General features: G+C 72.9%; 23 protein-coding genes. 8 read left to right on the top strand and 15 right to left on the bottom strand.

The genetic code is table 11. From position 1 onward, the window contains the following. Positions 1–333 precede the first annotated feature (333 nt). From IH50_RS0115545 to IH50_RS0115525, 5 genes are read left to right on the top strand one after another with little or no spacing between them, the layout of a single operon-like run. Positions 334–4,035, top strand: coding sequence for a nitrate reductase subunit alpha (locus IH50_RS0115545; RefSeq protein ID WP_030861648.1), 3,702 nt, complete (start codon positions 334–336; stop codon positions 4,033–4,035). A 2-nt stretch (positions 4,036–4,037) separates the two neighbouring features. Then, complete coding sequence (gene narH / locus IH50_RS0115540) at positions 4,038–5,582, top strand: nitrate reductase subunit beta (protein ID WP_030861646.1); 1,545 nt, start codon at positions 4,038–4,040, stop codon at positions 5,580–5,582. Beyond that, the gene (gene narJ / locus IH50_RS0115535; protein WP_030861645.1) at positions 5,579–6,388 is read left to right on the top strand and encodes a nitrate reductase molybdenum cofactor assembly chaperone; all 810 of its coding nucleotides are present in this window, start codon (positions 5,579–5,581) and stop codon (positions 6,386–6,388) included. Before narH ends, narJ begins: the two co-directional genes overlap by 4 nt. Continuing rightward, positions 6,385–7,110, top strand: a complete 726-nt coding sequence (gene narI, locus IH50_RS0115530; RefSeq protein WP_030861643.1) for a respiratory nitrate reductase subunit gamma — start codon at positions 6,385–6,387, stop codon at positions 7,108–7,110. Before narJ ends, narI begins: the two co-directional genes overlap by 4 nt. A 50-nt stretch (positions 7,111–7,160) precedes the next feature. Continuing rightward, positions 7,161–7,718, top strand: a complete 558-nt coding sequence (locus tag IH50_RS0115525) for a vitamin K epoxide reductase family protein (RefSeq protein WP_037872451.1) — start codon at positions 7,161–7,163, stop codon at positions 7,716–7,718. Here the strand turns inward: IH50_RS0115525 and IH50_RS0115520 are convergent. The 12 genes from IH50_RS0115520 to IH50_RS0115465 form a co-directional block, all read right to left on the bottom strand. After that, positions 7,715–8,653, bottom strand: a complete 939-nt coding sequence (locus IH50_RS0115520) for a GNAT family N-acetyltransferase (RefSeq protein ID WP_030861638.1) — start codon at positions 8,651–8,653, stop codon at positions 7,715–7,717. The genes IH50_RS0115525 and IH50_RS0115520 overlap by 4 nt on opposite strands. A gap of 57 nt (positions 8,654–8,710) precedes the next feature. Next, a complete protein-coding gene (locus IH50_RS0115515) occupies positions 8,711–9,676 on the bottom strand; it encodes a helix-turn-helix transcriptional regulator (RefSeq protein ID WP_030861636.1) in 966 nt (321 codons plus the stop codon). 215 nt (positions 9,677–9,891) lie between these two features. After that, entirely contained in the window at positions 9,892–10,674 is a 783-nt protein-coding gene (locus IH50_RS0115510) for an enoyl-CoA hydratase/isomerase family protein (RefSeq protein ID WP_030861634.1), read from the bottom strand. Continuing rightward, entirely contained in the window at positions 10,671–11,936 is a 1,266-nt protein-coding gene (locus IH50_RS0115505) for a cytochrome P450 (protein WP_030861632.1), read from the bottom strand. The genes IH50_RS0115510 and IH50_RS0115505 overlap by 4 nt, the downstream gene beginning before the upstream one ends. A 106-nt stretch (positions 11,937–12,042) precedes the next feature. After that, complete coding sequence (locus IH50_RS0115500; RefSeq protein ID WP_037872450.1) at positions 12,043–13,344, bottom strand: cytochrome P450; 1,302 nt, start codon at positions 13,342–13,344, stop codon at positions 12,043–12,045. 101 nt (positions 13,345–13,445) lie between these two features. Then, complete coding sequence (locus IH50_RS0115495; RefSeq protein ID WP_030861628.1) at positions 13,446–14,048, bottom strand: GTP-binding protein; 603 nt, start codon at positions 14,046–14,048, stop codon at positions 13,446–13,448. Then, complete coding sequence (locus IH50_RS0115490; RefSeq protein WP_030827099.1) at positions 14,023–14,397, bottom strand: DUF742 domain-containing protein; 375 nt, start codon at positions 14,395–14,397, stop codon at positions 14,023–14,025. The genes IH50_RS0115495 and IH50_RS0115490 overlap by 26 nt, the downstream gene beginning before the upstream one ends. Beyond that, positions 14,394–14,795: a roadblock/LC7 domain-containing protein gene (locus tag IH50_RS0115485; protein ID WP_030861626.1), complete on the bottom strand. Its 402-nt coding sequence runs from the start codon at positions 14,793–14,795 to the stop codon at positions 14,394–14,396. The genes IH50_RS0115490 and IH50_RS0115485 overlap by 4 nt, the downstream gene beginning before the upstream one ends. Beyond that, complete coding sequence (locus IH50_RS0115480; protein ID WP_030861624.1) at positions 14,792–16,000, bottom strand: ATP-binding protein; 1,209 nt, start codon at positions 15,998–16,000, stop codon at positions 14,792–14,794. The genes IH50_RS0115485 and IH50_RS0115480 overlap by 4 nt, the downstream gene beginning before the upstream one ends. Positions 16,001–16,367: 367 nt before the next feature. After that, on the bottom strand, positions 16,368–16,682 hold the full coding sequence (locus tag IH50_RS43540; RefSeq protein ID WP_158801238.1) for a hypothetical protein: 315 nt from the start codon (positions 16,680–16,682) through the stop codon (positions 16,368–16,370). Between the two features lie 171 nt (positions 16,683–16,853). Beyond that, complete coding sequence (locus tag IH50_RS0115470; protein ID WP_030861620.1) at positions 16,854–17,669, bottom strand: SAM-dependent methyltransferase; 816 nt, start codon at positions 17,667–17,669, stop codon at positions 16,854–16,856. A gap of 60 nt (positions 17,670–17,729) precedes the next feature. After that, the gene (locus IH50_RS0115465) at positions 17,730–18,605 is read right to left on the bottom strand and encodes a helix-turn-helix domain-containing protein (protein WP_030861618.1); all 876 of its coding nucleotides are present in this window, start codon (positions 18,603–18,605) and stop codon (positions 17,730–17,732) included. 410 nt (positions 18,606–19,015) lie between these two features. Here IH50_RS0115465 and IH50_RS0115460 point away from each other — a divergent pair, with 410 nt between their 5' ends. Further along, positions 19,016–19,444, top strand: coding sequence for an ATP-binding protein (locus tag IH50_RS0115460; protein WP_030861616.1), 429 nt, complete (start codon positions 19,016–19,018; stop codon positions 19,442–19,444). A gap of 583 nt (positions 19,445–20,027) precedes the next feature. Here IH50_RS0115460 and IH50_RS0115450 read toward each other — a convergent pair. Further along, positions 20,028–20,402 carry a DUF6223 family protein gene (locus IH50_RS0115450; RefSeq protein ID WP_030861612.1) on the bottom strand — a complete coding sequence of 125 codons (375 nt, stop codon included), beginning with the start codon at positions 20,400–20,402 and terminating at the stop codon, positions 20,028–20,030. A 231-nt stretch (positions 20,403–20,633) separates the two neighbouring features. Here IH50_RS0115450 and IH50_RS0115445 point away from each other — a divergent pair, with 231 nt between their 5' ends. Continuing rightward, positions 20,634–21,761, top strand: coding sequence for a sensor histidine kinase (locus IH50_RS0115445; protein ID WP_030861611.1), 1,128 nt, complete (start codon positions 20,634–20,636; stop codon positions 21,759–21,761). Further along, positions 21,758–22,420, top strand: a complete 663-nt coding sequence (locus IH50_RS0115440) for a response regulator (protein ID WP_030861609.1) — start codon at positions 21,758–21,760, stop codon at positions 22,418–22,420. Before IH50_RS0115445 ends, IH50_RS0115440 begins: the two co-directional genes overlap by 4 nt. 16 nt (positions 22,421–22,436) lie before the next feature. On the opposite strand, the gene IH50_RS0115435 is transcribed toward IH50_RS0115440, so the two are convergent. Further along, complete coding sequence (locus IH50_RS0115435; RefSeq protein ID WP_030861607.1) at positions 22,437–22,748, bottom strand: PadR family transcriptional regulator; 312 nt, start codon at positions 22,746–22,748, stop codon at positions 22,437–22,439. A 26-nt stretch (positions 22,749–22,774) separates the two neighbouring features. Further along, positions 22,775–23,863 (bottom strand): saccharopine dehydrogenase NADP-binding domain-containing protein, encoded by a 1,089-nt coding sequence (locus IH50_RS0115430; RefSeq protein ID WP_030861605.1) that lies wholly within the window; start codon positions 23,861–23,863, stop codon positions 22,775–22,777. Positions 23,864–23,932: the final 69 nt, after the last annotated feature.

Below are 23,932 nucleotides of genomic sequence, written 5' to 3'. Positions count from 1 at the left end.
GATCGGTCGGCACCAGCCTCGTACACCGGGCCGGGCCGGCGCCCTGGCCGATCGGTCCCGACCGGGTGGGCCGATGGTCCCTTCCCGCGGCGGGCGGGCCGTCCGCCCTCACCCGGGAGGCGGTCGCCGGACCGGCGCGCGGGCGAGGACGAGGCTCCGCGTCGGCGGGAACGAGGAGGCGGAGCCGTGACCACAGCTGCGTCCACGTCCACGAGGCGGCAGGGGCGCACCGAGGGGCCCTGGCCGGTGGGCGGGGAACGGGCCGGAAGGAGGAGCGGGCGGGGCCGTTCGGCCCAAGGCCGCCCGCGCGGCCGGAACCTAGCGTTGTCGGCCATGGAGAACGATCAGAGCGCACGCCGGGGACGGAAGCCCGTCCCGGGGACCTGGCCGCTGGCCGCGCGCAGGCTGCTGAACCGCCGTGAGGTCTCGTCCGACGGGCGCGCGGTGTTCGGTGCGGGCGACCCGAAGTGGGAGGGGTTCTACCGGGACCGCTGGTCCCACGACAAGGTGGTGCGCTCCACCCACGGCGTCAACTGCACCGGTTCCTGCTCCTGGATGGTGTACGTCAAGGACGGCATCATCACCTGGGAGCACCAGGCCACCGACTACCCGTCGATCGGTACCGACTGCCCCGAGTACGAGCCGCGCGGCTGCCCGCGCGGGGCGTCGTTCTCCTGGTACACCTACTCGCCCAGCCGGGTCCGTTACCCGTATGTGCGCGGTGCGCTGCTGAAGCTGTGGCGCGAGGCCCGCAAGCGGCTCGGCGACCCGGTGGCGGCGTGGGCGGAGATCACCGGCGACCCGGCGAAGGCCCGCGCCTACAAGCGGGCGCGCGGCAAGGGCGGGCTGGTGCGGGCCGGCTGGGACGAGGTGGCCGAGCTGGTCGCCGCCGCCCATGTGCACACCGTCAAGGAGTACGGTCCGGACCGCGTCACCGGTTTCTCCCCGATCCCGGCGATGTCGATGGCGTCCTTCGCGGCCGGTTCCCGGTTCCTGTCGCTGATCGGCGGCACCCTGCTGTCGTTCTACGACTGGTACGCCGATCTGCCGGTCGCCTCCCCGCAGGTCTTCGGCGACCAGACGGACGTGCCGGAGGCGGCGGACTGGTGGAACGCCGGCTATCTGATCATGTGGGGTTCCAACATCCCGGTCACCCGCACGCCCGACGCGCACTTCCTCACCGAGTCCCGCTACAACGGCACCAAGGTCGTCGCGGTCAGCCCCGACTACGCCGACAACGTCAAGCACGCCGACGAGTGGATGTCCCCGCACCCGGGCACCGACGGCGCGCTGGCGATGGCCATGGGCCATGTCATCCTGAAGGAGTTCCTCGTCGACCGCGAGGTGCCCTACTTCCGGGACTACCTGCGCAGGTTCACCGACGCGCCGTTCCTGATCACCCTGCGCGAGCACGCGGACGGCGGTCTCGTCCCGGACGGGTTCCTGACCGCCGCCGACCTCGGCCACGAGGAGGAGAACGCCGGCGCCAAGACCGTCCTGATCGACGCGGCCACGGGCGGGCCGGTCGTGCCGAACGGCTCGCTCGGCTTCCGCTGGGCCAAGGGCGAGCAGGGCCGCTGGAACCTCGACCTCGGCGAGGTGACGCCCGAACTGTCCCTGCTGGAGCGGGCCGGGGAGACGGCCGAGGTCACGCTGCCCCGCTTCGACGAGGGCGCCGCCGAGGGCGGTACGACCATGGTCCGCGGGGTGCCGGTGCGCACCGTCGGCGGGCGCCGGGTCACCACCGTCTTCGACCTGATGCTGGCCCAGTACGGGGTGGAGCGGCCGGGTCTGCCGGGCCGCTGGCCGTCCTCGTACGACGACGCCGGCGAGCCGTACACCCCGGCCTGGCAGGAGACGATCACGTCCGTGCCGGCCCGGCAGGCGGCCCGGATCGCCCGGGAGTTCGCCCGCAACGCCGAGCGCACCAACGGCCGTTCCATGATCGCGCTGGGGGCCGGCACCAACCACTGGTTCCACTCCGACACCATCTACCGGGCGTTTCTGGCACTGACCACGATGACCGGCTGCCAGGGCGTCAACGGCGGCGGCTGGGCGCACTACGTCGGCCAGGAGAAGGTGCGTCCGCTCACCGGTTTCCAGCACCTGGCGTTCGCCTTCGACTGGCAGCGCCCGACCCGGCACATGACCGGCACCTCCTACTGGTACATGAACTCCGACCAGTGGCGGTACGAGGCGTTCGGGGCGGACGAGCTGGCCTCCCCGGTGGGAGAGGGCAAGCTCGCCGGCAAGACGTTCGCCGACTGCCTGGCGCAGGCCGTGCGGCTGGGCTGGACGCCCGGTCACCCCGGCTTCGACCGCAACCCCCTCGACCTGGCGGACGAGGCGGCACAGCGGGGGCGTCCGGTCGCCGAGCACATCGTGGACGAACTGAAGTCGGGGCGGCTGCGGTTCGCCGTCGAGGACCCCGACGACCCGGCCAACTTCCCGCGCGTGCTGACCGTGTGGCGGGCGAACCTGCTGGGTTCCTCCGGCAAGGGCAACGAGTACTTCCTGCGCCACCTGCTGGGCACGGACGCGGACGTCCGCTCCGAACAGACCCCGCCGGAAGGGCGCCCGCGGGAGGTGGTCTGGCGGGACGAGGCGCCCGAGGGCAAGCTCGACCTGCTGGTCACCATGGACTTCCGGATGACCTCCACCGGCCTGCTCTCCGACGTCGTCCTGCCGGCCGCGACCTGGTACGAGAAGGACGACCTGTCCAGCACGGACATGCACCCCTTCGTGCACGCCTTCACCCCGGCCATCGCCCCGCCCTGGCAGGCCCGTACCGACTACGACACCTTCCTCACCCTCGCCGACCGGTTCAGCGAGCTGGCCGCCGGACATCTGGGGACGCGCACCGACGTCCTGGCGGTGCCGCTGACGCACGACACCCCCGACGAACTCGCCCAGCCCGGCGGGGTGGTGCGGGACTGGAGGACCGGTGAGTGCGAGCCGGTGCCCGGGCGCACCATGCCCAGGCTGGTGGTCGTCGAGCGGGACTACGCGGCCGTCGCGCAGAAGATGCGCGCCGTCGGTCCGCTCCTCGACACCCTGGGCACCACCACCAAGGGCGTCACCGTCCACCCAGACCGGGAGATCGAGGACCTGCGCAGGCGCTGCGGGACCGTCCGCGACGGGGTGGCCGCCGGCCGGCCGTCGCTGGCCGGCGCCTCCGACATGTGCGAGGCGATCCTGGCCCTGTCCGGCACCACCAACGGCCGGCTGGCCACCGAGGGCTTCCGCGAGCTGGAACGGCAGACCGGCAGCGAGGGGCTGGTGGAACTCGCCGCCGAACGCGAGGCGGAGCGGATCACCTTCGCCGACACCCGCACCCAGCCGCGCTCGGTGATGACCTCCTACGAGTGGTCGGGCTCGGAGACCGGCGGGCGCCGCTACTCCCCGTTCGTCATCAACACCGAGCACTTCAAGCCCTGGCACACCCTCACCGGCCGCCAGCACTTCTTCGTCCAGCACGACTGGGTGACCGAACTCGGCGAGCAACTGCCCGTGTTCCGGCCGCCGTTGAACGCCCGGCGGGCGTACGGCGACGAGCGGCTGCACGAGGACGGGCGGGCCGAAGTCACGGTCCGCTACCTGACCCCGCACTCGAAGTGGTCCATCCACTCCAACTACCAGGACAACAAGTACATGCTCGACCTGTCCCGCGGCGGCCCGGTCATCTGGATGTCGCTTCAGGACGCCGAGAAGATCGGCGTCAAGGACAACGAGTGGATCGAGGCGTACAACCGCAACGGTGTCGTCGCCTGCCGGGCCGTGGTCACCCACCGGATGCCCGAGGGAACCGTGTACATGTACCACGCCCAGGACCGCACCATCAACGTGCCGAAGACGGAGATCAGCGGCAGGCGCGGCGGCATGCACAACTCGCTGACCCGCCTGCTGCTCAAGCCGACCCATCTCGCCGGCGGCTACGCACAGTTCACCTACGCCTTCAACTACTACGGCCCGACCGGCAACCAGCGTGACGAGGTCACCGTCATCCGTCGCCGCAGCCAGCAAGTGGAGTACTGAGAATGCGCGTCATGGCCCAGATCGCGATGGTGATGAACCTCGACAAGTGCATCGGGTGCCACACCTGCTCGGTCACCTGCAAGCAGACGTGGACCAACCGCACCGGTGTCGAGTACGCCTGGTTCAACAACGTCGAGACCGAGCCCGGTGTCGGCTACCCCCGCCGCTACGAGGACCAGGAGCAGTGGAAGGGCGGCTGGATGCTCGACCGGCGCGGGCGGCTGGTCCTGCGCTCCGGGGGCCGGGTCAGGCGGCTGCTGTCGCTGTTCTCCAACCCCGACCTGCCGTCCCTGGAGGACTACTACGAGCCGGTCACCTACGACTACGACAACCTCGTCAGCGCCCCCGCCGGGCCCGACATGCCCGTCGCCCGGCCCCGCTCGGTCCTCACCGGCAGGCCCACCGAGATCACCTGGGGCGCCAACTGGGAGGACGGCCTCGGCGGTGCCCCGGAGAACGCCGGCGCCGACCCCAACCTCTCCGGGGAGTGGGCGGAGAAGGTCAGGTTCGAGTTCGAGCAGACCTTCCTCTTCCACCTCCCCCGGCTGTGCGAGCACTGCCTCAACCCGGCCTGCGTGTCGGCCTGTCCGTCCGGCGCGATGTACAAGCGGGCGGAGGACGGCATCGTCCTGGTCGACCAGGACAAGTGCCGCGGCTGGCGGATGTGCGTGACGGCGTGCCCGTACAAGAAGGTGTACGTCAACCACGCCACCGGCAAGGCGGAGAAGTGCACGTTCTGCTTCCCGCGCATCGAGGCCGGGCAGCCCACCGTCTGCTCCGAGACCTGTGTGGGCCGGCTGCGCTACCTCGGTCTGCTGCTGTACGACGCCGACCGGGTCGGCGAGGCGGCGGCCACGCCCGACGAGAAGGACCTGCTGGACGCCCAGCGGAACGTCTTCCTCGACCCCTTCGACCCCGAAGTCGCCGCCGCGGCACGGGAGTCGGGCATCCCCGAGGACTGGCTGGACGCCGCCCGCCGCTCCCCGGTGTACGCCCTGGTGTCGAAGTACAGGGTGGCGCTGCCGCTGCACCCGGAGTACCGCACGCTGCCGATGGTCTGGTACGTGCCGCCGCTCTCCCCCGTCCTCGACGCCGTCGACGCGGCCGGCGGCGACCAGGACGACCCGGACCACGTGTTCGCCGCCGTCACCCGGCTGCGCATCCCGCTGGAGTACCTGGCGGAGCTGTTCACCGCCGGGGACACCGATGTGGTCGGCGGTGTCCTGATGAAGCTCACCGCGCTCCGCTCGTACATGCGTGAGCACAGCCTCCGCGGGGAGGGCGACGAGACCGTGCTCAAGGCCGTCGGGCTGACCGCGCGGGAGGCCGAGGACCTGCACCGGCTGCTCGCCGTCGCCAAGTACGCCGACCGGTACGTCGTCCCCGCCGCGCACAAGGAGGACGCGGCGGCGCTGTCCGCGATGGAGAACCGCTGCCCCGTCGAGACCGCCGGCGAGCCGGGGGCCGGCGACGGCCGCCGCGTGATGCTCGGCATCCCCACCCTGCGCCGCCGCACCACCGACACCCCCGCCGGAGGCCACCCGTGACCCCTCTTCCCGCCACTGTGCCCGGCATCGTCCGCACCCGGGTCCGGGCCGCCCTGCGCCGCCCGGACCGGACCTTCCGCACCGCGCCGCCCACCCCCGAGGAGACGGAGCGACGGGCGCTGCTGCTGCGGCTGATGTCGCTGCTGCTGCAGTACCCCGACGCCGGTCTCGCCGCCGCCCGGCCGGTGCTCGCCGCGACCGTCGGGGCGCTGCCGCCCTCGCCGGCGGCCGAACACCTGGCCGAGTTCACCGCCTGGTTCGCCGGACAGGAGACGGACGCGCTGGAGCGGCACTACGTCGAGATGTTCGACCTGCGCCGCAGGAGCGGCCTCTACCTCACCTACTACCTGCACGGCGACACCCGCCGCCGCGGCATGGCCCTGCTCACCCTCGCCCAGCGCTACCGCGCGGCCGGCTGGGAGACCGACGCCGGCGAACTCCCCGACCACCTCCCGGTCGTCCTCGAGTTCGCCGCCCTGACCGGACCCGGCCGGGGCGAGGCCCCGCTGCGCCAGCACCGGCGCGGCATCGAACTGATCCACCACGCCCTGACCGACGCGGACTCCCCCTACCGGCACGTCCTGGCGGCGCTGACCGCGCTGCTGCCGCCGCCCACCGAGGCCGATCTGCGGGCGGTGTCCGAGCTTGCCGCCCAGGGCCCGCCGAACGAGGACGTCGGGCTCGACCCGTACGGGGCCTACGGAGCCGGTGAGTTCGCGCCGCCGGGCTCGTTCGTCCCGCCCGAGCAGGCCCCGCCCACCCTCGCGCCGCCGTCCACCGCGCACCGTCAGGAAGACCACCGATGAACACCTCCGCAGCCGACCTGCTCCTCTGGGTCGCCGTCCCCTACGTCTGCCTCGCGGTGTTCGCCGTCGGGCACGTCTGGCGCTACCGCCAGGACCAGTTCGGCTGGACCTCGCGCACCAGCCAGCTCCTGGAGCACCGGTGGCTGCGCTGGGGCAGCCCGCTGTTCCACCTCGGCGCGTTCATGGTGATCGGCGGGCACGCCGCCGGTCTCGTGGTGCCGGCCTCCTGGACCGAGGCCGCCGGCATCGACGAGCACACGTACCACACCGTCGCCGTGTGGGCGGGTTCGGTCGCCGGGATCGCCATGGTCACCGGGCTCGGCATGCTGTGCGCCCGCCGGCTGCTGAGCCGCCGGATCCGGCTCCGCACCGACCGCAGCGACAAGGTCCTCTTCCCTCTGCTGTCCGCGACCGTGCTGCTCGGCATCACCGCCACCGCCGCCCACAACGTCTTCGGCGCCGGTTACGACTACCGCTCCACCGTCTCGGTGTGGTTCCGCGGGCTGTTCACCCTCTCTCCCGAGCCGGGGGCGATCGCCGGGGCCCCGCTGCTGTTCCAGCTCCACGCGCTCACCGCCTGTCTGCTCTTCGCCGCCTGGCCGTTCACCCGGCTCGTCCACGTGTGGAGCGCGCCGGTCGGCTACCTCGTACGCCCGTACGTGGTCTACCGGCGGCGCACGGCCGCCGCCGGCACCGCGCCGGGCGGGCGGCGGGCCGTATGAGCGGGGCGGCCGGCACGGTGACGGCGCCGGGCAGACGCGTCGGATGGCTGATGACGCTGACCGGGGCCGTCGGCTGGCTCGCCTCCCTGCGCCTCGCGGTCGACGACTGGCGGCTGCTCGAGGACCCCGACTACGTCCCGTCGTGCGACATCAGCCCGGTGGTGGGCTGCGGCAGCGCCATGGCGAGCCCGCAGGGGAATCTGCTGGGCTTTCCCAACATGCTGATCGGCCTGGGCGCCTTCGCCGCGGTGGCCGCCCTCGGCGTGGCCGTGCTGACGGGGGCACGGCTGCACCGGGCGCTGTGGCTGGCGCTGAACGGCGGGGCGCTGGCGGCGGTGGGATTCGTCCACTGGCTGATCTGGCAGTCGCTGTACGAACTCAACCGCCTCTGCCCGTACTGCGCCGTCGTCTGGGTGGTGACCATCGCCCTGTTCTGGTACGTGACCCTGCGCAACTGCGCGCACGGCGTCCTTCCCGTGCCCCGGCGCGGCCGCGCCGCCCTGGACCTGGTCCTGGAGAGCCACTGGCTGCTGCTGGCCGGCTGGTACGGCGTGATCGTGATGCTGGTCCTGACCCGTTTTGGGACGTACTGGAGCAGCCTGCTCTAGCCGGTGCTCCGGCCGACCGTCACCTCCCAGGTGTCGACGGCGTAGTGGACCGTCATGCCGTGGCGGTCGTACAGCCGGGGCGCTCCCGTGGCGTTCCCGGTGTCCACACCGAGCCCGACGGTGTCCCGGCCGCGCGCCGCGAAGGCCGCGAACGCGTGCCGCAGCAGGAATCCGCCAAGGCCGCGGCCGCGGGCCGCGGGGAGCACGCCGAGGCTGCGGATCCATCCCATGGCCTCGCGGTCGTCCCGCGCGAGCAGGAAGCCGGCGTCCCCCAGCTCCTCGGTGCCGACGATCCACACCAGGGACCAGTCCAGTCCCCGGGCGTCGATGTCGTGCAGCCACATGTCGTAGGCGCGCGGCCGGAAGTCGAAGTGGCCGGCGAAGGACGCCTGGTACAGCGCGTGGACGCGCGACCGGTCCGCCTCGGCGGCGCAGTCCCGCACCCGGACGCCGGCGGGCGCCTCGGGGAACGTGTCCCGTGCGGGGTCCAGGGGGCGGCGCAGTACGTGGTACCGGCGTACGGTCCGCCAGTCACGCGCCCGGAGCAGTCCGGTGTCGAGGGTGGGCGCCGCGTTGAGGTGCAGATGCACCACCGCCCGTTCCGCCCCGTTCTCCCGTGCCTTCTCCAGCGCCCTGGCCTCCATCGCCTCCAGCATCCGGGCGGCGGCTCCCTGGTGCCCGGGCAGGACGTACTGGTCGATGTCGACGCGCTCGCCGCCGGACTCGTCCCACAGCAGCCCGTACGCCACCAGGCGGTCCCCGTCCCAGGTGAGCCAGGAGTCCCGCTCCAGGTCGGTACCGGGATGCCTGAGCTCGGCCTCGACGGTGTGCGGGTCGGTCTCGGGCCGGCCGATCTCGATCTCGTCGACCCTGTTGAGCAGTTCGGTGACGGCGGGCACGTCGGTGAGCGCCGCGGGACGCTGTACGTAGGGCATGAGGCCCAAGAATCCGGTGACCGGGCCCGGGGCGCAACGGTTTTTCGGGACCGCGGGTCAGGCGCCGGGCGGGCCGGCCGCCGCACGGGCGTAACGGTGTGCCAGGAGCGCGAAGGCGTCCTTGAGTTCCCGCGGGCCGACGACCTCGACGGCGGCGTCGAACCGTCCGATGCCGGCGGCCAGGGCGGTCCACGACCAGGAGCCCGTCACGAGCCGGCAGCGGCCGGGGCCGAGCTCCTCGACGACGGCGTCGTGGGCGTGGCGGGCCACGGTGGTGGCGGGCAGGTCCAGGATCACCTCGCCGCGGCAGGGCCACTCGCCGGAGCCGTCCGCCCCGCGGAACCTGCCGGTGACGAAGGCGGCCACGTCGCCTCCGGGCACCTCGCGCGGTGCGAAGCGGGGCCCCGTCGGGCTGCGCGGGGTGATCCGGTCGGCGCGGAAGACGCGCCAGTCGGCGCGGTCGAGGTCGAAGGCGACGAGGTACCAGCGTCCGTCCCGGCTGACGAGACGGTGCGGCTCCACCCGGCGCGGCGGGGAGGCGGAAGCGTAGTCGAAGCGCAGCACTTCCCCGGCGTGGACGGCGGCGCTCAGCGTCATGAGCAGCGTGCCGTCGACGGGCGGGTGCGGACGGGCCGCGGGCTCCACGGCGGTCACCCGCAGGGTGTCGACGCGGTGGCGCAGCCGGGCGGGCATGACCTGCCGGACGGTGGCCAGGGCACGGGCCGCGTCCTCCCGGACCGCGGCGCCCGTGGCGGCGGCGGTCCGCAGCGCGACGGCGAGGGCGACGGCCTGCCCGTCGTCGAACAGCAGCGGCGGCAGCCGGGTGCCGGCGTCCAGCCGGTATCCCCCGTCGGGGCCCTTGAAGGCCGCGACGGGATAGCCGAGTTCGCGCAGCCGGCCGACGTCGCGGCGTACGGTCCGCGGGCTCACTCCCAGCCGCTCGGCCAGCAGCGCCCCCGGCCAGTCGCGGCGGGCCTGGAGCAGGGAGAGCAGGGACAGCAGTCGGGCTGAGGTTTTCGGCATGGTGCCGATCCTGCCCCGGGAAGAGGACACGCCCTGACCGCTTTCCCTGCGACGGTTCCCCTGTGTCCGGCCACGACGACCGGAAGGACCCGATCGCCACGCCCCGGCCGCCCACGATGCCGAACGGGCCGGTCCGCTCGCCGCGCTCGCGGCCGCGCGGGCGTCCCTGACCGGCGCGGATCACCGCGTCCGTCCGCAGAGCGGTACGCCCGTGGTCAGCCGGGCCGGTGCTGCTGGGTGAGGACCGCCGCCATCAGCTCGGGATCGAGGACCGAGACGTCGGCGAGGCGGGTGGACGCGGTGAGCGAGTTCAGCAGGGCCTTGGTGACCCGCAGGGCGGGGGCCGGGCGCCGCAGGACGGGCCGGGCCCAGGCTGTGACGGCCGCGTCGAGGGCGTCCTCGGGCACGACCTTCTGCAGGATCGACAGGGTGTGGGCCTCGTGGGCGTCGAAGACGCGCCCGGTGAGGATGATGTCGCGGACGCGGGCGGCCCCCGCCTCGCTGATGAGGCGGGGAAGCAGCCCGCCCCAGGCGGTGGGCAGGCCGAGGGCGAGTTCGGGCAGGCGGAAGGCCGCCGTGTCGGCGCCGACGCGCAGGTCGCAGGCGAGGGCGAGGGCGAGTCCGGCGCCGACGGCCCTGCCCTGGACCCGGGCGATGGTGACGGCGGGGTTGGCGGTGAGTGCCTCGCACACGCGCCGGGCCCGGGTCCCGGAGGCGCGGATGCCGCCGCCGGTGGGGTCGAGGGCGAGGTGCTCGGCGAACTCGCCGCGGTCGCCGCCGAGGCAGAAGTCGTCGCCGGCGGCGGCCAGCACCAGGACCCGTACCGCCGGGTCCTGGTCGTCGAGGACGGTGAGGAGGTCGTCCAGCATGGCGTCGGTGACGGCGTTGCCCTGGTCGGGGACGTTCAGTTCGACGGTGAGGAGAGGACCCTGCCGGTGGGTGCGCAGGGTCTTGAGTATCCGGTCGGCGGGGAGTGCGGCGAGGGGCAGGGCGTTCATGCGGTGACTTTCAGGGAGGTGATGCGGCGGAAGACGACGCGGGAGGTGTCGTAGGAGGGGGGTGCGAGGGGCCGCAGCGTGGGGAAGCGCTCCAGCACCTGGGTGAGCAGCTCGCGGGCCTCCAGCCGGGCGAGTGCCGCTCCGAGGCAGTAGTGGGCGCCGCCGCCGAAGGTGAGGTGGCCGCCGCCGCGCCGGATGTCGAACCGGTGGGGGTCCGGGTTGCGGCGGGGGTCGTGGGCGGCCGCCCCGTAGAGCACGTGGACGGTGGTGTCCTTGGCGACCGGTGTGCCGGCGAGGACGGTGTCGTCGGCGGCGACACGGGTGTTGACGACCACGGGCGGGTCGTAGCGCAGGGTCTCCTCGACCGCGTCGTCGATGTGCCGCGGGTGCCGGCGCAGCCATGCGGCGCGCGAGGGGTCCTGGGTGAGGAACCACACGGCGTTGGCCAGCAGCACCGCGCTGGTCTCCAGCGAGGCGATGGTGATGAACATCGTCAGGTCGTAGATCACCTGGTCCGCGGCGGCCCGGTCGTCGGGGTACCGGGCGTCCCAGTGGTGGATCCAGCCGGTGAGGACATCGTTGCCGGGGCGGGCCCGCCGCTGCCGGATCAGCTCGGTGAAGTAGGCCCGCATCTCCAGCGTGGCCTGTGCCGATACGGCGAGTTCGCTCTTGGTGGGCAGCAGTTCCTGGGCGTAGACCTGCCGGTGGGTGAAGTCCAGGATGTGCGCGTGGTGCTCCGGGGGGATGTCGAGCCAGGCGCCCACGGTCAGCAGGGGGAGCCGCTCGGCGACGGTGGTGACGAAGTCGGCCTCCCCGTCGGCGCGCAGCCGGTCCTCGAGGTCGTCCAGGAGGCCGGTGGCGAGGGCGGCGACCCGGGGGCGCAGGCCCTCCAGGGTGGTGCGGTCGAACGGGTTGCCCAGGGCGCGTCGCCGGCAGGTGTGGGCCGGGGCGTTGAGGCTGGGCAGGGTGCGGCTCATCTCGCGGGTGGCGGGCGCCTGCCAGCGCTCCGGGTCGGGCTGCCGCTCCTGCCAGGCGAAGTCCGGCACCAGCCAGTTCCTGCCGCGCAGGACCTGGCTGCATGCCTCGAAGCCGGTGACGAAATAGCCGCCCCAGGGGGCGCGTACGACGTCCCCCAGGGCGCGCATCTCCTCCCATATGGGAAGGGGGTCGGCCTGCCCTTCCGGGGAACGTAGGCGGCGGAGAAGGGAGATGACGGCTCGGCGGTCGTGGATGGTGCCGCGTATGTCGCCAACGGCGGTCACGCAGAGCTCCTTTGAGTGGGCGCTACCGATCAGTACCGCCGGAACCTACCCCTCCGCCCTCCCGTGTCATGCGCCCCTGTGTGTTGCTCCTGTCACATGCCGTGCATCAGACACGGAAGATGTCCAGGAAACTGCTCCAGAATCCCTTCTTCCGTCCCGGTTCCTGCCGGACCTGCGCGGACGCGGCCGCCGGGAAGGGCTGCTGCGCACCCGGTTCCGGGGTCCGGTTCCGCAGCGCGGCCGCCATCCGGGTGGCGGCGGTGGGGCTGAAGGTCACGGGCAGGGCGACGAGGGCCCGGTGGAAGGGGCCCGGCCGCCACTGGAGGTCCTTCTCCGGTACGGCCAGGGCGAGGTCGGGCAGTGCGTTGAGGAGCCGTTCGATCGCGGTGACCGCGATGACCTGCGCCGGGTCCTTGGCGGGGCAGGCGTGCGGGCCGGCCCCCCAGGCGAGATGGGCGCCCTTGCTGTGGGCGCGGCGGGCCTCGGCGAGCGCGGGATCGGCGTTGGCGCCCGCGAAGGAGATGACGACCGGGGTGTTCGCCTCCACCACGTGGCCGCCGAGGTCGACGTCCTGGACCGGGTAGTGGGTGGCGTAGTTGGCGATGGGCGTCTGGTTCCACAGCACGTGCTCGAGGGCCTCCTCGATCAGCATGCCGCTGTCCCGGCCGCCCGCCCCGGACAGCAGCAGCACCAGGGCGTTGCCGATGAGGTTGCGTTCGGGTTCGACGCCGGCGCCCATCAGCATCACCAGCTGGTCCTTGAGCTCCTCGTCGGTGAGCCCGGCGGGGTGCTGGATCAGCCAGGAGGTGACGTCGTCACCAGGCGAGCGCCGCTTGAGCGCGATCAGCTCCATCAGGCAGGCGGTGAGGTCCTCGTTGGCGCGCAGCGCGTCCTTGCCGTCGAAGATCGCCGACATAGAGGTGGTGAGGGTGTCCCCGATGTCCGCCGGGCAGCCGAACAGCTTGTTGAACAGCAGCAGCGGCAGCAGCTTGGCGTAGTCGTTGAGCAGGTCGGCGCGGCCCCGCTCGCTGAACCGGTCGAGGAGGTAGTCGGCGATCGGCTCGACGTCGCGCCGGATCCGGGTGATGTTGAGCCGGGCCAGGCTGTCCACCACGGCCTTGCGCAGCCGCAGATGCACGGCCCCGTCGGTGAACAGGCAGTTGGGCCGGTACGCCATCATCGGCAGCACCGGGTTGTCCAGGCCGATGCGGCCCTCGTTCAGCGCCTTCCAGCGGCGGGCGTCACGGGCGAACAGTTCGGTGTTCTGCAGCACGCGCAGCGCCGTCTCGTGGCCGACGACCAGCGTGGCGTCCGCGCCGGGGGCGAGCTCGACGGGGCCGGCCGGGGCGTGGGCGCGCAGCCGGTCGTAGACCTGGTGGGGGTCGGCGGCGAACGCGGCGTCGTGCATGGGGCATCTGCCGACGGTGGCGGCAGACGGTGCTTGGGGGTCCATGAAGTTCCTTAGAGGTCGGAGAACCGCTGTTCCCGGTCCGGGCGGGCGCGGGGCGGTCAGGCCGCGCGGTCCAGCAGGTGTCTCACCAGGGCGATCAGCGCCTTGGCGGACGACTGCTGGTCGCGGGCGTCGCAGTAGACGACCGGGGTGTCCGGGAGCAGGTCGAGTGCCTCGCGCACCTCGGCCTCGCCGTAGGTGACGGCGGGGTCGAAGCAGTTGACGGCGATGGCGTACTCCAGGCCGTACCGCTCGATGAGGTCGATGACCGGGAAGGTCTCCTCCAGGCGTCCTGGGTCGACCAGGAGCAGCGCCCCGAGCGCGCCGCGGGCCATGTCCTCCCACAGCTGCATGAAGCGCTGCTGTCCCGGGGTGCCGAACAGGTAGAGCACCAGGTCGTCGCTCAGGGTGAGACGGCCGAAGTCCAGGGCGACCGTGGTGGTGGTCTTGTCCGCCACCCCCCGCAGGTCGTCGACGTGGACGGACGCCTGGGTCATCTTCTCCTCGGTGCGCAGCGGAGTGATCTCCGACAGCGAGCCGATGAAGGTCGTCTTGCCCACGGCGAAGTGCCCGACGACGAGGATCTTGGCGGCGTTGGTCACCGCGCTGGAGACGTAGATGGACTTCTGCGCCGTCTCAGCCGATGAGGGATTGGAGTCCATTCAGAACCTTCTCGAGGGTCGCTCTGTCAACGTTCTGGGCCCGGGGAGGCTCGGCCCGTCGGAGCAGGTGCCCCTGCTCCGCTAAATCGGTGAGCAGCAGCCGGGCCACTCCGACGGGCAGGCCGAGGTGGCCCGCCACCTCGGCGACCGACAGGTAGCCGCCCGCGCACAGTTCCCAGATCGCCCTGACCTCGGGGCCGGCCCCCAGCGGAAGCGTCCGCTCGGGAGCCAGGGTGACCAAGGTGTGCAGCGCCAGTTCGTCCGAGGACGGCAGGCTCCGGCCGCCCGTGATCACGTACGAGCGGACGAAGTCGCTGGTGACGGGTGCTTCCTCGCCGGGCGTCGTCATACGCCGACACCGTTGTCGGAGCGTGGGGCCACGCTCATCGCCTTGCTCAGCGCCGCCACCGTCTTCTGCATGCGGAACGACATGGCCTCCATGTCGACGTCCAGTGCCGCCGAGACGGCCAGGTAGGCGCCCTGCCCGGCCGCGATGAGGAAGATCCAGCCGCCGTCGTACTCCAGCAGCGTCTGCTTCCAGATGCCGTGCCCCGCCCCGACGAAGCCGGCGACCGCCCGGCTCAGGGACTGCATGGAGCTCATCGCGGCGGCGTTCGTCTCGGCGTCGTCGCGTGAGATCTCGTCCGAACGCTGCAGCAGCAGGCCGTCGCCCGAGACGAGGACCGCGTGGCGGGCTCCACGCACCTCGAGCACGTCGTTCAGCACCCACGACAGGTCGGTGTTCACTGGTGGTCAGGTCCTTCCGTGGTGTTGGTCCGCCCGAGCTGGGTACCGCGCGCGAACGCCCCCAGGCGTGACGCGGTCACCTCGCCGGCCGACTCGGACGTCTGCTGGTCGACGGCTGCCGTGTCCTGCGGCGCCGGCACCACCGAGATGGGCCCCTGGCGCCGGCGGCGCTTGGGCAGTCCGCCGGTCGTCGTGCCCACTACGTGGGAGGGGCCGACCGGGACGGGCGCCAGCCGCTGCGGGGCGCTCTCCCCACCCTGGCCGGCGGGCTCCCGGACGGGTTCGGCGGGGATGACGGCCTCGGCCGCCAGAAGGCTTTCCGGTACTCGGATCACTGCGCGCACTCCGCCGTAGGGGGACACCGAACCGACGGAGACGGCGAAGCCGTACCGCGAGGCGAGCATGCCGCACACCGCGAACCCGAACCGGGGCGGGTCGCCGAGACCGGTGATGTCGACGGGGCCGTCGGCGGACAGCAGCGCCGCCGCCCGGTCCTTGGTCTCCTGGTCCATGCCCAGACCGGCGTCGTCGACGATGAAGCACACACCCGTCGGCACGGCCTGGATGTTGACCTCGACCGGTGTGCCCGGGGCGCTGTACGTGGTCGCGTTGTCCAGCAGCTCGGCGAGCACCACCGCCACCGGCTCGACGGCCTTGCTGGTGACGGCGACGCTGGCCTGCGCGTGGATGCTCACCCGGTTGAAGTCCTTGATGCGTCCCTGCGCGCTGCGGGCCACGTCGTAGACGGTCGCCACACTCTCGCGCCGGCCCAGCCAGCCGCCGCACAGCACCGAGATGCCCTTGGCCCGGCGGCTGAACTGGCTGCCGGTGTGGTCCACCGACATCAGGTCCGCCAGCACCTCGGTGTCGTTGCCGTACTTCTGCAGCAGCCCGTCCAGCAGCAGTTGCTGTTCCTCGGCGAGCGACTGGAGCGTGCCCATCGCCGACTTGAGCACCGCCTTGGTCGACGACTCCGCGTCCGCCCGGACGTCCGCGAGATCATCGCGGTGCCGGGTCTCCAGGGAGCCGATGTGTCCCTGGAGCTCGCCGATCCGGCCCTGGGCCTGGTCCAGCCGGGCCTCCAGGTCCTTCTTCGTTCTTCGGAGTGCCAGATTGGTTCTCCGGGCCCGCCGTACTGCGAACACCGCAGCGGCGAGCACCACAAGCAGGATCCACAGCAGCGGATCCCCGATCAATGACGTCATGAGACTCTCTTCAAGTCGCATCGCGCCGGGAGTCCGGTCAGATCCGCGCATGCGTGGGACGGGTCCGGGCCGTCGAACGGCGCGGGCCTACGGCGGACCAAACCTCAACTCCTCAGCGATGGGGCCTTAGAGACTGTCCCCCGTACGCGTTCATGACGCGCCGCCAGCCTGCTGAAAGTTTCGGTGATCTTATCAGTTCGGCCGCGGCAACCCGTCTGCTCCGGAGGTCACTTGGTGACCCTCACGAGACCCACACACCCTGCCGTTCCCCGGCACCAACGGCACCTTGCGGCCGCGTGGACGGCACGGAAACGCGACGTCGACGCGTCGGTGGCCCGCGCGGACGGGCCCCGGGCCCGGCGGGCCGTCACCCCGCGCCGAGCTCGCGCAGCATCCGCCGCTGGTGGCGGTGGCCGACCGTCTCGTAGCCGGCCACGGCGACGAACGGGGCGAGCATCGCCGGGGTGAAGGCGCCGACGGCCTCCAGGGTGTGGTCCTCGGCGAGCATCTCGGCGAAGCGGGAGGCCGCGGCGCCCACCGCCACCACGAACGTGAGGTCGAACAGCGGTTCCAGGGGTGTGGCGGACCTGCCCGGCTCCTCCGGGTCACGGCCGGTCATCGGCTTCCGGCTGTGCGCCGGTCTGCCGCCGCCGGCCGGGCCGATGTGTTCGGGGTCGCTCATGAGCGGCACGATGGCGTACGCGCACGGCATCACCGCCGGCATCGGCGGGCCCGGCCGCCGGAATTCATCCGCGACGCACCGGTCTTCGGGCCGGTAGCGGAACGCGCCGGGTCCGGCGGCCCGCGCCGGCGCCGGTCTGTACGGCCCCCGGCGCGGACGCGGACCGGGACTCTACGGTTTGCGGGCGATCGCTCCGTACATCGCGATGTCCTCGTCGCGGATGCCCTGTTCGCCGGTGCCGTCCGGGTGCCACTTGTGGACCTGGACGAGGCCCGGCCCGACCAGGTCCAGGCCTTCGAAGAACTCGTGGGCCTCGTCGGCGGTGCGCAGCCGCATCGGCATGCCGCGGGCCGCGTACTCGCGGGCCACCCGCCCCACCTCCTCGGGGGCGAACTCCGCGGTGCCGATCGTCATGGCCAGGTGGCTGCCCGGGGGAAGCGGCTCCAGCAGGCGGCGGACGATGCCCACGGCGTCGTCCTCGTCGAGGACGAAGTGGACGATGGCGATGACCGTGAGGGCCACCGGCCGGTCCAGGTCGAGGGTCCGCCGCAGTTCGGGGGCGTCCAGGATGCTCGCCGGGTCGCGGAAGTCCGCCTCGATGTACGACGTCCTGCCCTCGGGTGTGCTGGCCAGGAGCCCCTGGGAGAGAGTGAGGACGATGGGGTCGTTGTCGACGTAGACCACGCGTGCGTCGGGAGCCACCGACTGGGCGATCTCGTGCAGGTTCGGGGAGGTGGGTATGCCGGTGCCGACGTCGAGGAACTGGCGCATGCCCGCCTCCTCGACGAGCCACCGGACCGCCCGGTTCATCCAGTCCCGGTTGGCGCGCATGTGCACGGGCAGGGCGGGCCACTCCCGGACCATGGCGTCGCCGGCCTCCCGGTCCGCCGGGTAGTAGTCCTTGCCGCCGAGGATGTAGTCGTAGATCCGCGCGGAGTGCGCGCTCTCGGTGTCGATGCGGTCGGCCGGCCATCCGTTCTCGGTCACCTTGGTGTCTCCTTCGCGGGTCGTGGTCCCGGGGCGGGTTCGCGGGGCGGGCGGTGCCGGTCAGAGGTCCTTGCGGATCCGGTCGAGCACGGCCTCGGTCCCGGTCACGGGTGTCGCCTGGGCACCGGTCCGGTCGAGGGCCTCGCGGTACACCACGACGTCCTCGCCCTTGTCCAGGTAGACGGCGCCGATCAGGCCGTCGAGGTAGACGACGTCGGGCAGTTCACGTGCCCGGAACCGGAAGAGCTGGAAGGACCCGGCGCGCATGGCCGGGTGGGGACCGCCGGCGAACGGCATGATCTGCAGCGTCACCTGCGGCAGGCGGTGCAGTTCGATGAGGTGGCCGATCTGGGCCCGCATCACCTCCGGGCCCCCGACCGGCCGGCGGAGCACCGTCTCGTCCATCACCACCCACACCCGCGGTGGCGTCTCGCGGCCGAGCAGTTCCTGCCGGCGCATCCGCAGGGCGATCCGGCGCTCGGTGGCCTCCGCCGGGGCGTGCGGGTTGCCGGCGTTCAGCAGGGCGCGGGCGTACGCCTCCGTCTGCAGCAACCCGTGGACGAACTGGCTCTCGTAGGCGCGGATCTGCAGGGCGGCCTGTTCCAGGCTGAGGTAGGCGGCGAACCAGTCCGGCATGACATCCCGGTAGGTGTGCCACCAGCCCCGCTTGTTGGCCTCACGGGCCGACTTCAGGAAGGCGTCGATCTCCTGCTGGTCGGTCACGCCGTAGACGCGGAGCAGCTTCTCTGCGTCGGCGAGTCTGAGCCGGGCCACCTTGGCGGCCTCCATCCGGCGGATCGTGGAGTGGCTGACCCCGATGGCGGTGCCCGCCTCCTCGTAGGTCAGACCGGCCCGGACGCGTAACTCCTCGAGCTGTCTGCCGAGGATCATGCGCAGGACGGAGGGGGCACCGCCCCAGTCGGTCTCCGCGGTCACGCCGTGCCCCCTCACATCGGGTGTTCCGGGCTCACCGTCTCATGCGGGCGACCGGTACGGACACGTTCGGCCGGCCGTCGACGGAAGCAGCATGCACGCGGCCGGTTGCAATTTTCAACTTGCCGGTTGCGAGCCGCCGTTGACGGGTGCCAGAGTGTCCGCACCGCACCCCGGCCCGCTGAAGGGCCGTACCGCACCGGCCGGTCGACCGCGGCCTGTGCACGACGGACCCCGGTGCGCAGGCAGACGAAAGGCACACGGAGATGGCTCGGCTCCCCTTACCCAGGCCGCAGCACCACGCCGGGCAGGGGCCCTCCTCCCCCGGACCGCCCGGAGGCGAGCCGACGGCTCCACTCCCCCAGCCGGACGGCCACGGCCGTCTCGCCTCCGGGCCCCGTGCGGAGACCCGCGTGTTCGACCTGCCGGCGGCCCCCGCCCCGGTCCGTGCCGCCCGTCACGGCGTGCGGGACCTGCTCACCGCGCGGGGCGTCGCCGACGAGGTGTGCGACAACGCTGTCATCGTGGCTTCGGAGCTTCTCACCAACGCGTTCACCCACGCGGCCGGTGAGCGGATCGTCTGCCGGCTGCACATACGGGCGGACCGGATCCGCGTCGAGGTCGAGGACCAGGCCCGCGGCCCGAAGCCGCCCATGCTCCGCCGCCCCGGCCCCGACGACCAGCACGGACGCGGGCTGCTCCTGGTCGACGCGCTGAGCAGCGACTGGGCGGTCACCCGCGCCCCGGGCCGGGCCGGACGTGTCGTCTGGGCCGAACTGACCACCGGCCGGCGGACCCCGGCCACGCCCCCGGGCGGCCCGGGTTCCTCCGCGGGACGATGACCGCGTCGAGCGGGACGGGGCCGTTCCTCACAGCGTCCGGGCATCCGCGGTCGCTGTGGCCGAGGGGCGGGTGGAGCGGGTCCCGGTGCACGAGGTGACGCGCTCCGGTGAGCATGCCGGGGAACGGAAGGCCGGCGCGGTCCGGGCTCGGCGCGGTATCCGGACTCCCTGCCGCACCATCCCCGGGACGCCTCACGGCCGTTCCCGCACCCCTGCCCCGACGGCCGGCGGCAGCCGATCGAGAAGGCCGGCCGAGCCGGCATCACCTTCGAGATCCACCGGCACCTCGTGCCCGGCGCCCTCGGCACGAACGAGACAGTGCGCGATCGAGGCCACGGCGGAATCGGTGCGCGTCGGCGCCACGTGAGCGGCGATGTGCCGCGCGGTGGCGGGAGGCCGGTGCCGGAGTACGATCCGGCCTTCGCCGACCGGGTGCCGGCCGCCCCGGAGCGTCCGCGCACCGGGCTCCCGCACGCCGCGCCGCGGCCTCAGCTGCGGACCGGGCCGTCATCAGGTGCTGACCGCCCGCATGCCCGGCCTGTCGGTCTCCTCCCGGGTGACACGCCCGTCGTGACCGGGGAAGTCAGACGGGCGTCCGATCGGCGGACCGGCCGGCGCGACGGCACCGGGTCAGTACCCGGCGGCCGAGGAGCACGGCGCCCAGCCCCAGCGGGATGGCCACGACGGCGCCGACGAGCCCGTTGCCGGTGCCGGGACCGCCGCTGGAGGTGGCCGCGTGCAGCACCGCGAGGACCGTACCGACCGTTCCCACCGCGATGGCCGACATCCCGCCGACGCGCGCGTGACCGACGCTGATCCGGCCGCCGGCGCGGGCCAGGGCCAGCCGGCCGATGGCCAGGCCGAGCGCCCCCACCCCGAGGGCCAGGTTGGCGCCGGTCCGCCCGTCGCCGATGATCCCGCCCTCGGCGGCCGCCGCCAGCGCTGCTGAAGCACTCATGCCGCTCTCCTCCTTCTCCGTCGCCGCTTCCGAAATGCGGTGTGTACGGAGAGCATGCGCGCCGGCCCTCCTGCCGGTCGTCCAGCAGACGCGGGCACTTCCCGCTACCGCCGCCGCGGCATCCGGATACCGCGGACGCGCCGGACGACGCACCGGTACCACGCACGCGGTAGCCGGTCTCTCCTCCATGAGTCGGACTCGCCCACCACCGCGTCCGGCTACGGTGCACCCATGGACAAAGGGCGGCTCGCCGTCCCGGCCGGAGTCACCGACTGGGTGATCGCCGTGGGCGTGGCAGCGCTGTTGCTGGGCACCGGGCTGTCCGGACCACACCCGGCCGGGGACCGTGAGCTGCTCGGCTCCGCGCTGCTGGCGGCCGGCGGGCTGGCGCTGGCCGCGCATCGCCGGGCCCCGCTCGTGGTCCTGGCCGTCACCGGGCTGTGCGCGGTGGGCCACCAGGCGGCCGGGTTCGAGGTGCTCGCCGTCTCCTACCTGGTCGCGGTCTACGGCGCGGTACGCGCCGGGCACCGTGTCGCCGCATCGGCAGCGTCCCTGGGCCTGCTGGCCGTGCTCCCCCTCACCGCCCTGGTCTCCCACGACGGGCCCGCGCGCGAGGTCGTGGCGCAGGCCCGGAACACCCTTGAGATCGCCTGGCTGATCGCCGCCTTCGCCGCCGGGGAGGCGGTGCGGCAGGCCGAGCGGCGGGCGGAGGAAGCCGAGCGCACCCGTGAGGAGACCGCGCGACGCCGGACCGACGAGGAGCGGCTGCGCATCGCGCGGGAGCTGCACGACTCACTCACCCACCAGATCTCGGTCATCAAGGTGCAGTCCGAGGTCGCGGTCCACGTGGCCCGGCGCCGCGGCGAGCAGGTGCCGGAAGCCCTGCTCGCGATCCAGGAAGCCGGCCGGGAGGCGAGCCGGGAGCTGCGCGCGACCCTCGAGGCTCTGCGCGACGACGGCACCACCCCGCCGCACGGACTCGACCACATCCCGGACCTGGTGGAACGGTTCCGAAGGACCGGCCTGGAGACGACGCTGACGATCGAAGGACATCCGCACGCCGTGCCGGCCGCGGTGAGCCGTACCGCGTACCGGATCGTTCAGGAGTCGCTCACCAACGTCGCCCGGCACGCCGCCGCCACCACCGCCTCGGTACTGATCGACTACCGGCCGGACGCTCTCGCCATCCGCGTCGACGACGACGGAAAGAGCACCTCGAACCCCGCGCCGGCGCCCGGCCTCGGGCTGCTCGGCATGCACGAACGCGTCACGGCCCTGGGCGGCCGGCTGCGCACCGGGCCACGCGGCACAGGCGGCTTCACCGTCCAGGCCGAACTTCCCACGAACGGAGCCTCGTGATCCAGGTCCTGCTGGTCGACGACCAGCCGCTCATCCGCAGCGGCTTCCGCGCGCTGCTCGACCTCGAGGACGACATCGAGGTGGTGGCCGAGGCCGCCGACGGCCAAGAGGCCCTGGTGCTCGTCAGGGAGCGGCTGCCCGACGTCGCTCTCGTCGACATCCGGATGCCCGTCATGGACGGCATCGAAGTGACCCGGCGCATCGCCGCGGACCCGGCCCTGGCCGGCGTGCACGTCGTCATGCTGACCAACTACGGCATGGACGAGTACGTCCTCGACGCGCTGCGCGCCGGCGCCGCCGGCTTCCTCGTCAAGGACATCCTGCCGGAGGACTTCCTGCACGCCGTACGCGTAGCCGCCCGCGGCGACGCCCTGCTCGCGCCCGCCATCACCCGTAAGCTCATCGACCGGTATGTCACCCGGCCGGTGCCCGCCCGCGTCGGCGACGGGCTGGAAGAGCTGACCGGCCGCGAACGCGAGGCGGTCGCCCTGGCCGCACAGGGCCTGTCCAATGACGAGATCGCCGCTCACCTGGTCATCAGCCCGTCGACCGCCAAGACCCACATCAACCGGGCCATGGCCAAGCTCGGCGCCCGCGACCGCGCCCAGCTCGTGGTCCTCGCCTACGAATCCGGCCTGGTGACCCCGCGCGCCTCCTGACGCCCGCGCCGGTACGCTACGGCGCCTCGTCTCCCAGGACCTCACGGACCGGCGCCCCGAGTGCCCGCCGGTCCTCCGCCAGAGCCTGCTTCCCGGCCTCGATCGCCTTGCGGACGCGCCGGGTACGGCCGTCGGCCACCCGCTGCTCGGAGAGCAGCGGTCCGTCCACCTCCAGCCGGTGCGGCGTCGGATACAGCGTGCCGGGGCTGATTCGGCAGCCGTGGCGGGCCGGCTCCTCGGTCATCCACGCGCCGTGGATCTCCTCCTCGGCCGCGTGATACGGGATGTGCAGCCGCCTGTCCGTCGGGGTGCTCCCCGGCCTGCCCACCGGTCGGGGAGCACCCCGGCGGACCCTCACAGTGTCCTGAGCTCCGCCGCGTCATCGGCCGCCAGGTCCTCGGTGACCCGCACGGGGTCGAGTACGTCCGCGGCGAAGTGCACACCGGGAGCGATCGCCCCGTCGAGCGCCCGGAGGGCGGCGGCGGCAGCGAGGAACCCGCTCAGCTCGTAGGAGTCCGGGGCGCGCAGGACGAGCCTCGCGGTGGGCGGGCCGTCCGTCGCCCCGTCCCAGAGGTGGAACTCCTGTCCGTACCAGGCCCCGTGGCGCCGCACGTCCTCGTCGGCCGCCGCGACCAGGTCAGCGGTCTCCGTGCTGTCCAGTGCCCATGCCATGGCCAGTTCCTCGGCCAGGCGCCCGCCGCCGAAGACGGTGTACCAGCGCACTCGGCCGATGTCCGCTGCCCGGGCCAGCCGGACGGCCTCGGTGGACAGGAAGGGGAAGGCGTCGACGGGTGCGGGGAAGGCGTCGAGTCGCACCCCTCGGCGGGGGGCCAGCGCACGTTCCCGCATCCGGCCCTCGTGCCAGGCGGCCGCCGGCGTGCCGTGCTCCGGTCCGCGGCCGAGCAGCACGTCGCCGGCGGCGGCCGGGGTGAGCGGCGCGACGCCGCCGACGTAGGCGTCCAGTGCGACGGGACCGGTGGCGCGGGCGGCCAGTGCGCGGGGCAGCAGCGAGGACAGGCCCGGAAGCGCGCCGGCGGACAGCACGGCCGCGCGTCCGGCCGTCACCCATCGCCCGACGCCCCCGTCGGCGGACAGCAGGTGGTGGACCGGGTCGTCACCGGCCGCGTCGACGTAGTCCGCGCCGCCTCGCAGCGCGGCCCGGGCGACCGTGTCGAGGACGCGGTACGAGGGTCCCGCGCAGTTGACGACGAGCCGGCAACCCGCCGTGAAGCGATCCAGCGAGTCGGGGTCGGTCAGGTCCACCGCCAGGGCGCCCACGTCCGGACCGCCCTCCGGGAGGCCGGCGACCAGCGCTTCCGCCCGGCCCCGATCGCGGCCGGCCACCAGCAGCGGGTGGACGCCCGCCCGGTGGAGCCGCCGTACGACCGCGCTGCCGACTGCTCCGTAACCGCCTATGACGCCGATGGCCGCCAGGTGTCGCACCGGTGTTCCTCCTGTTTCCCGCTGATCCTGTTGATGAAAATGATAATTATTATCGTAGTCATTATTCGA

It is taken from the genome of Streptomyces sp. NRRL S-37, assembly GCF_000721605.1.
Classification (GTDB): domain Bacteria; phylum Actinomycetota; class Actinomycetes; order Streptomycetales; family Streptomycetaceae; genus Streptomyces.
Note: the sequence above shows the minus strand (reverse complement) of the source record. Positions and strands in the feature narration are given on the sequence as shown.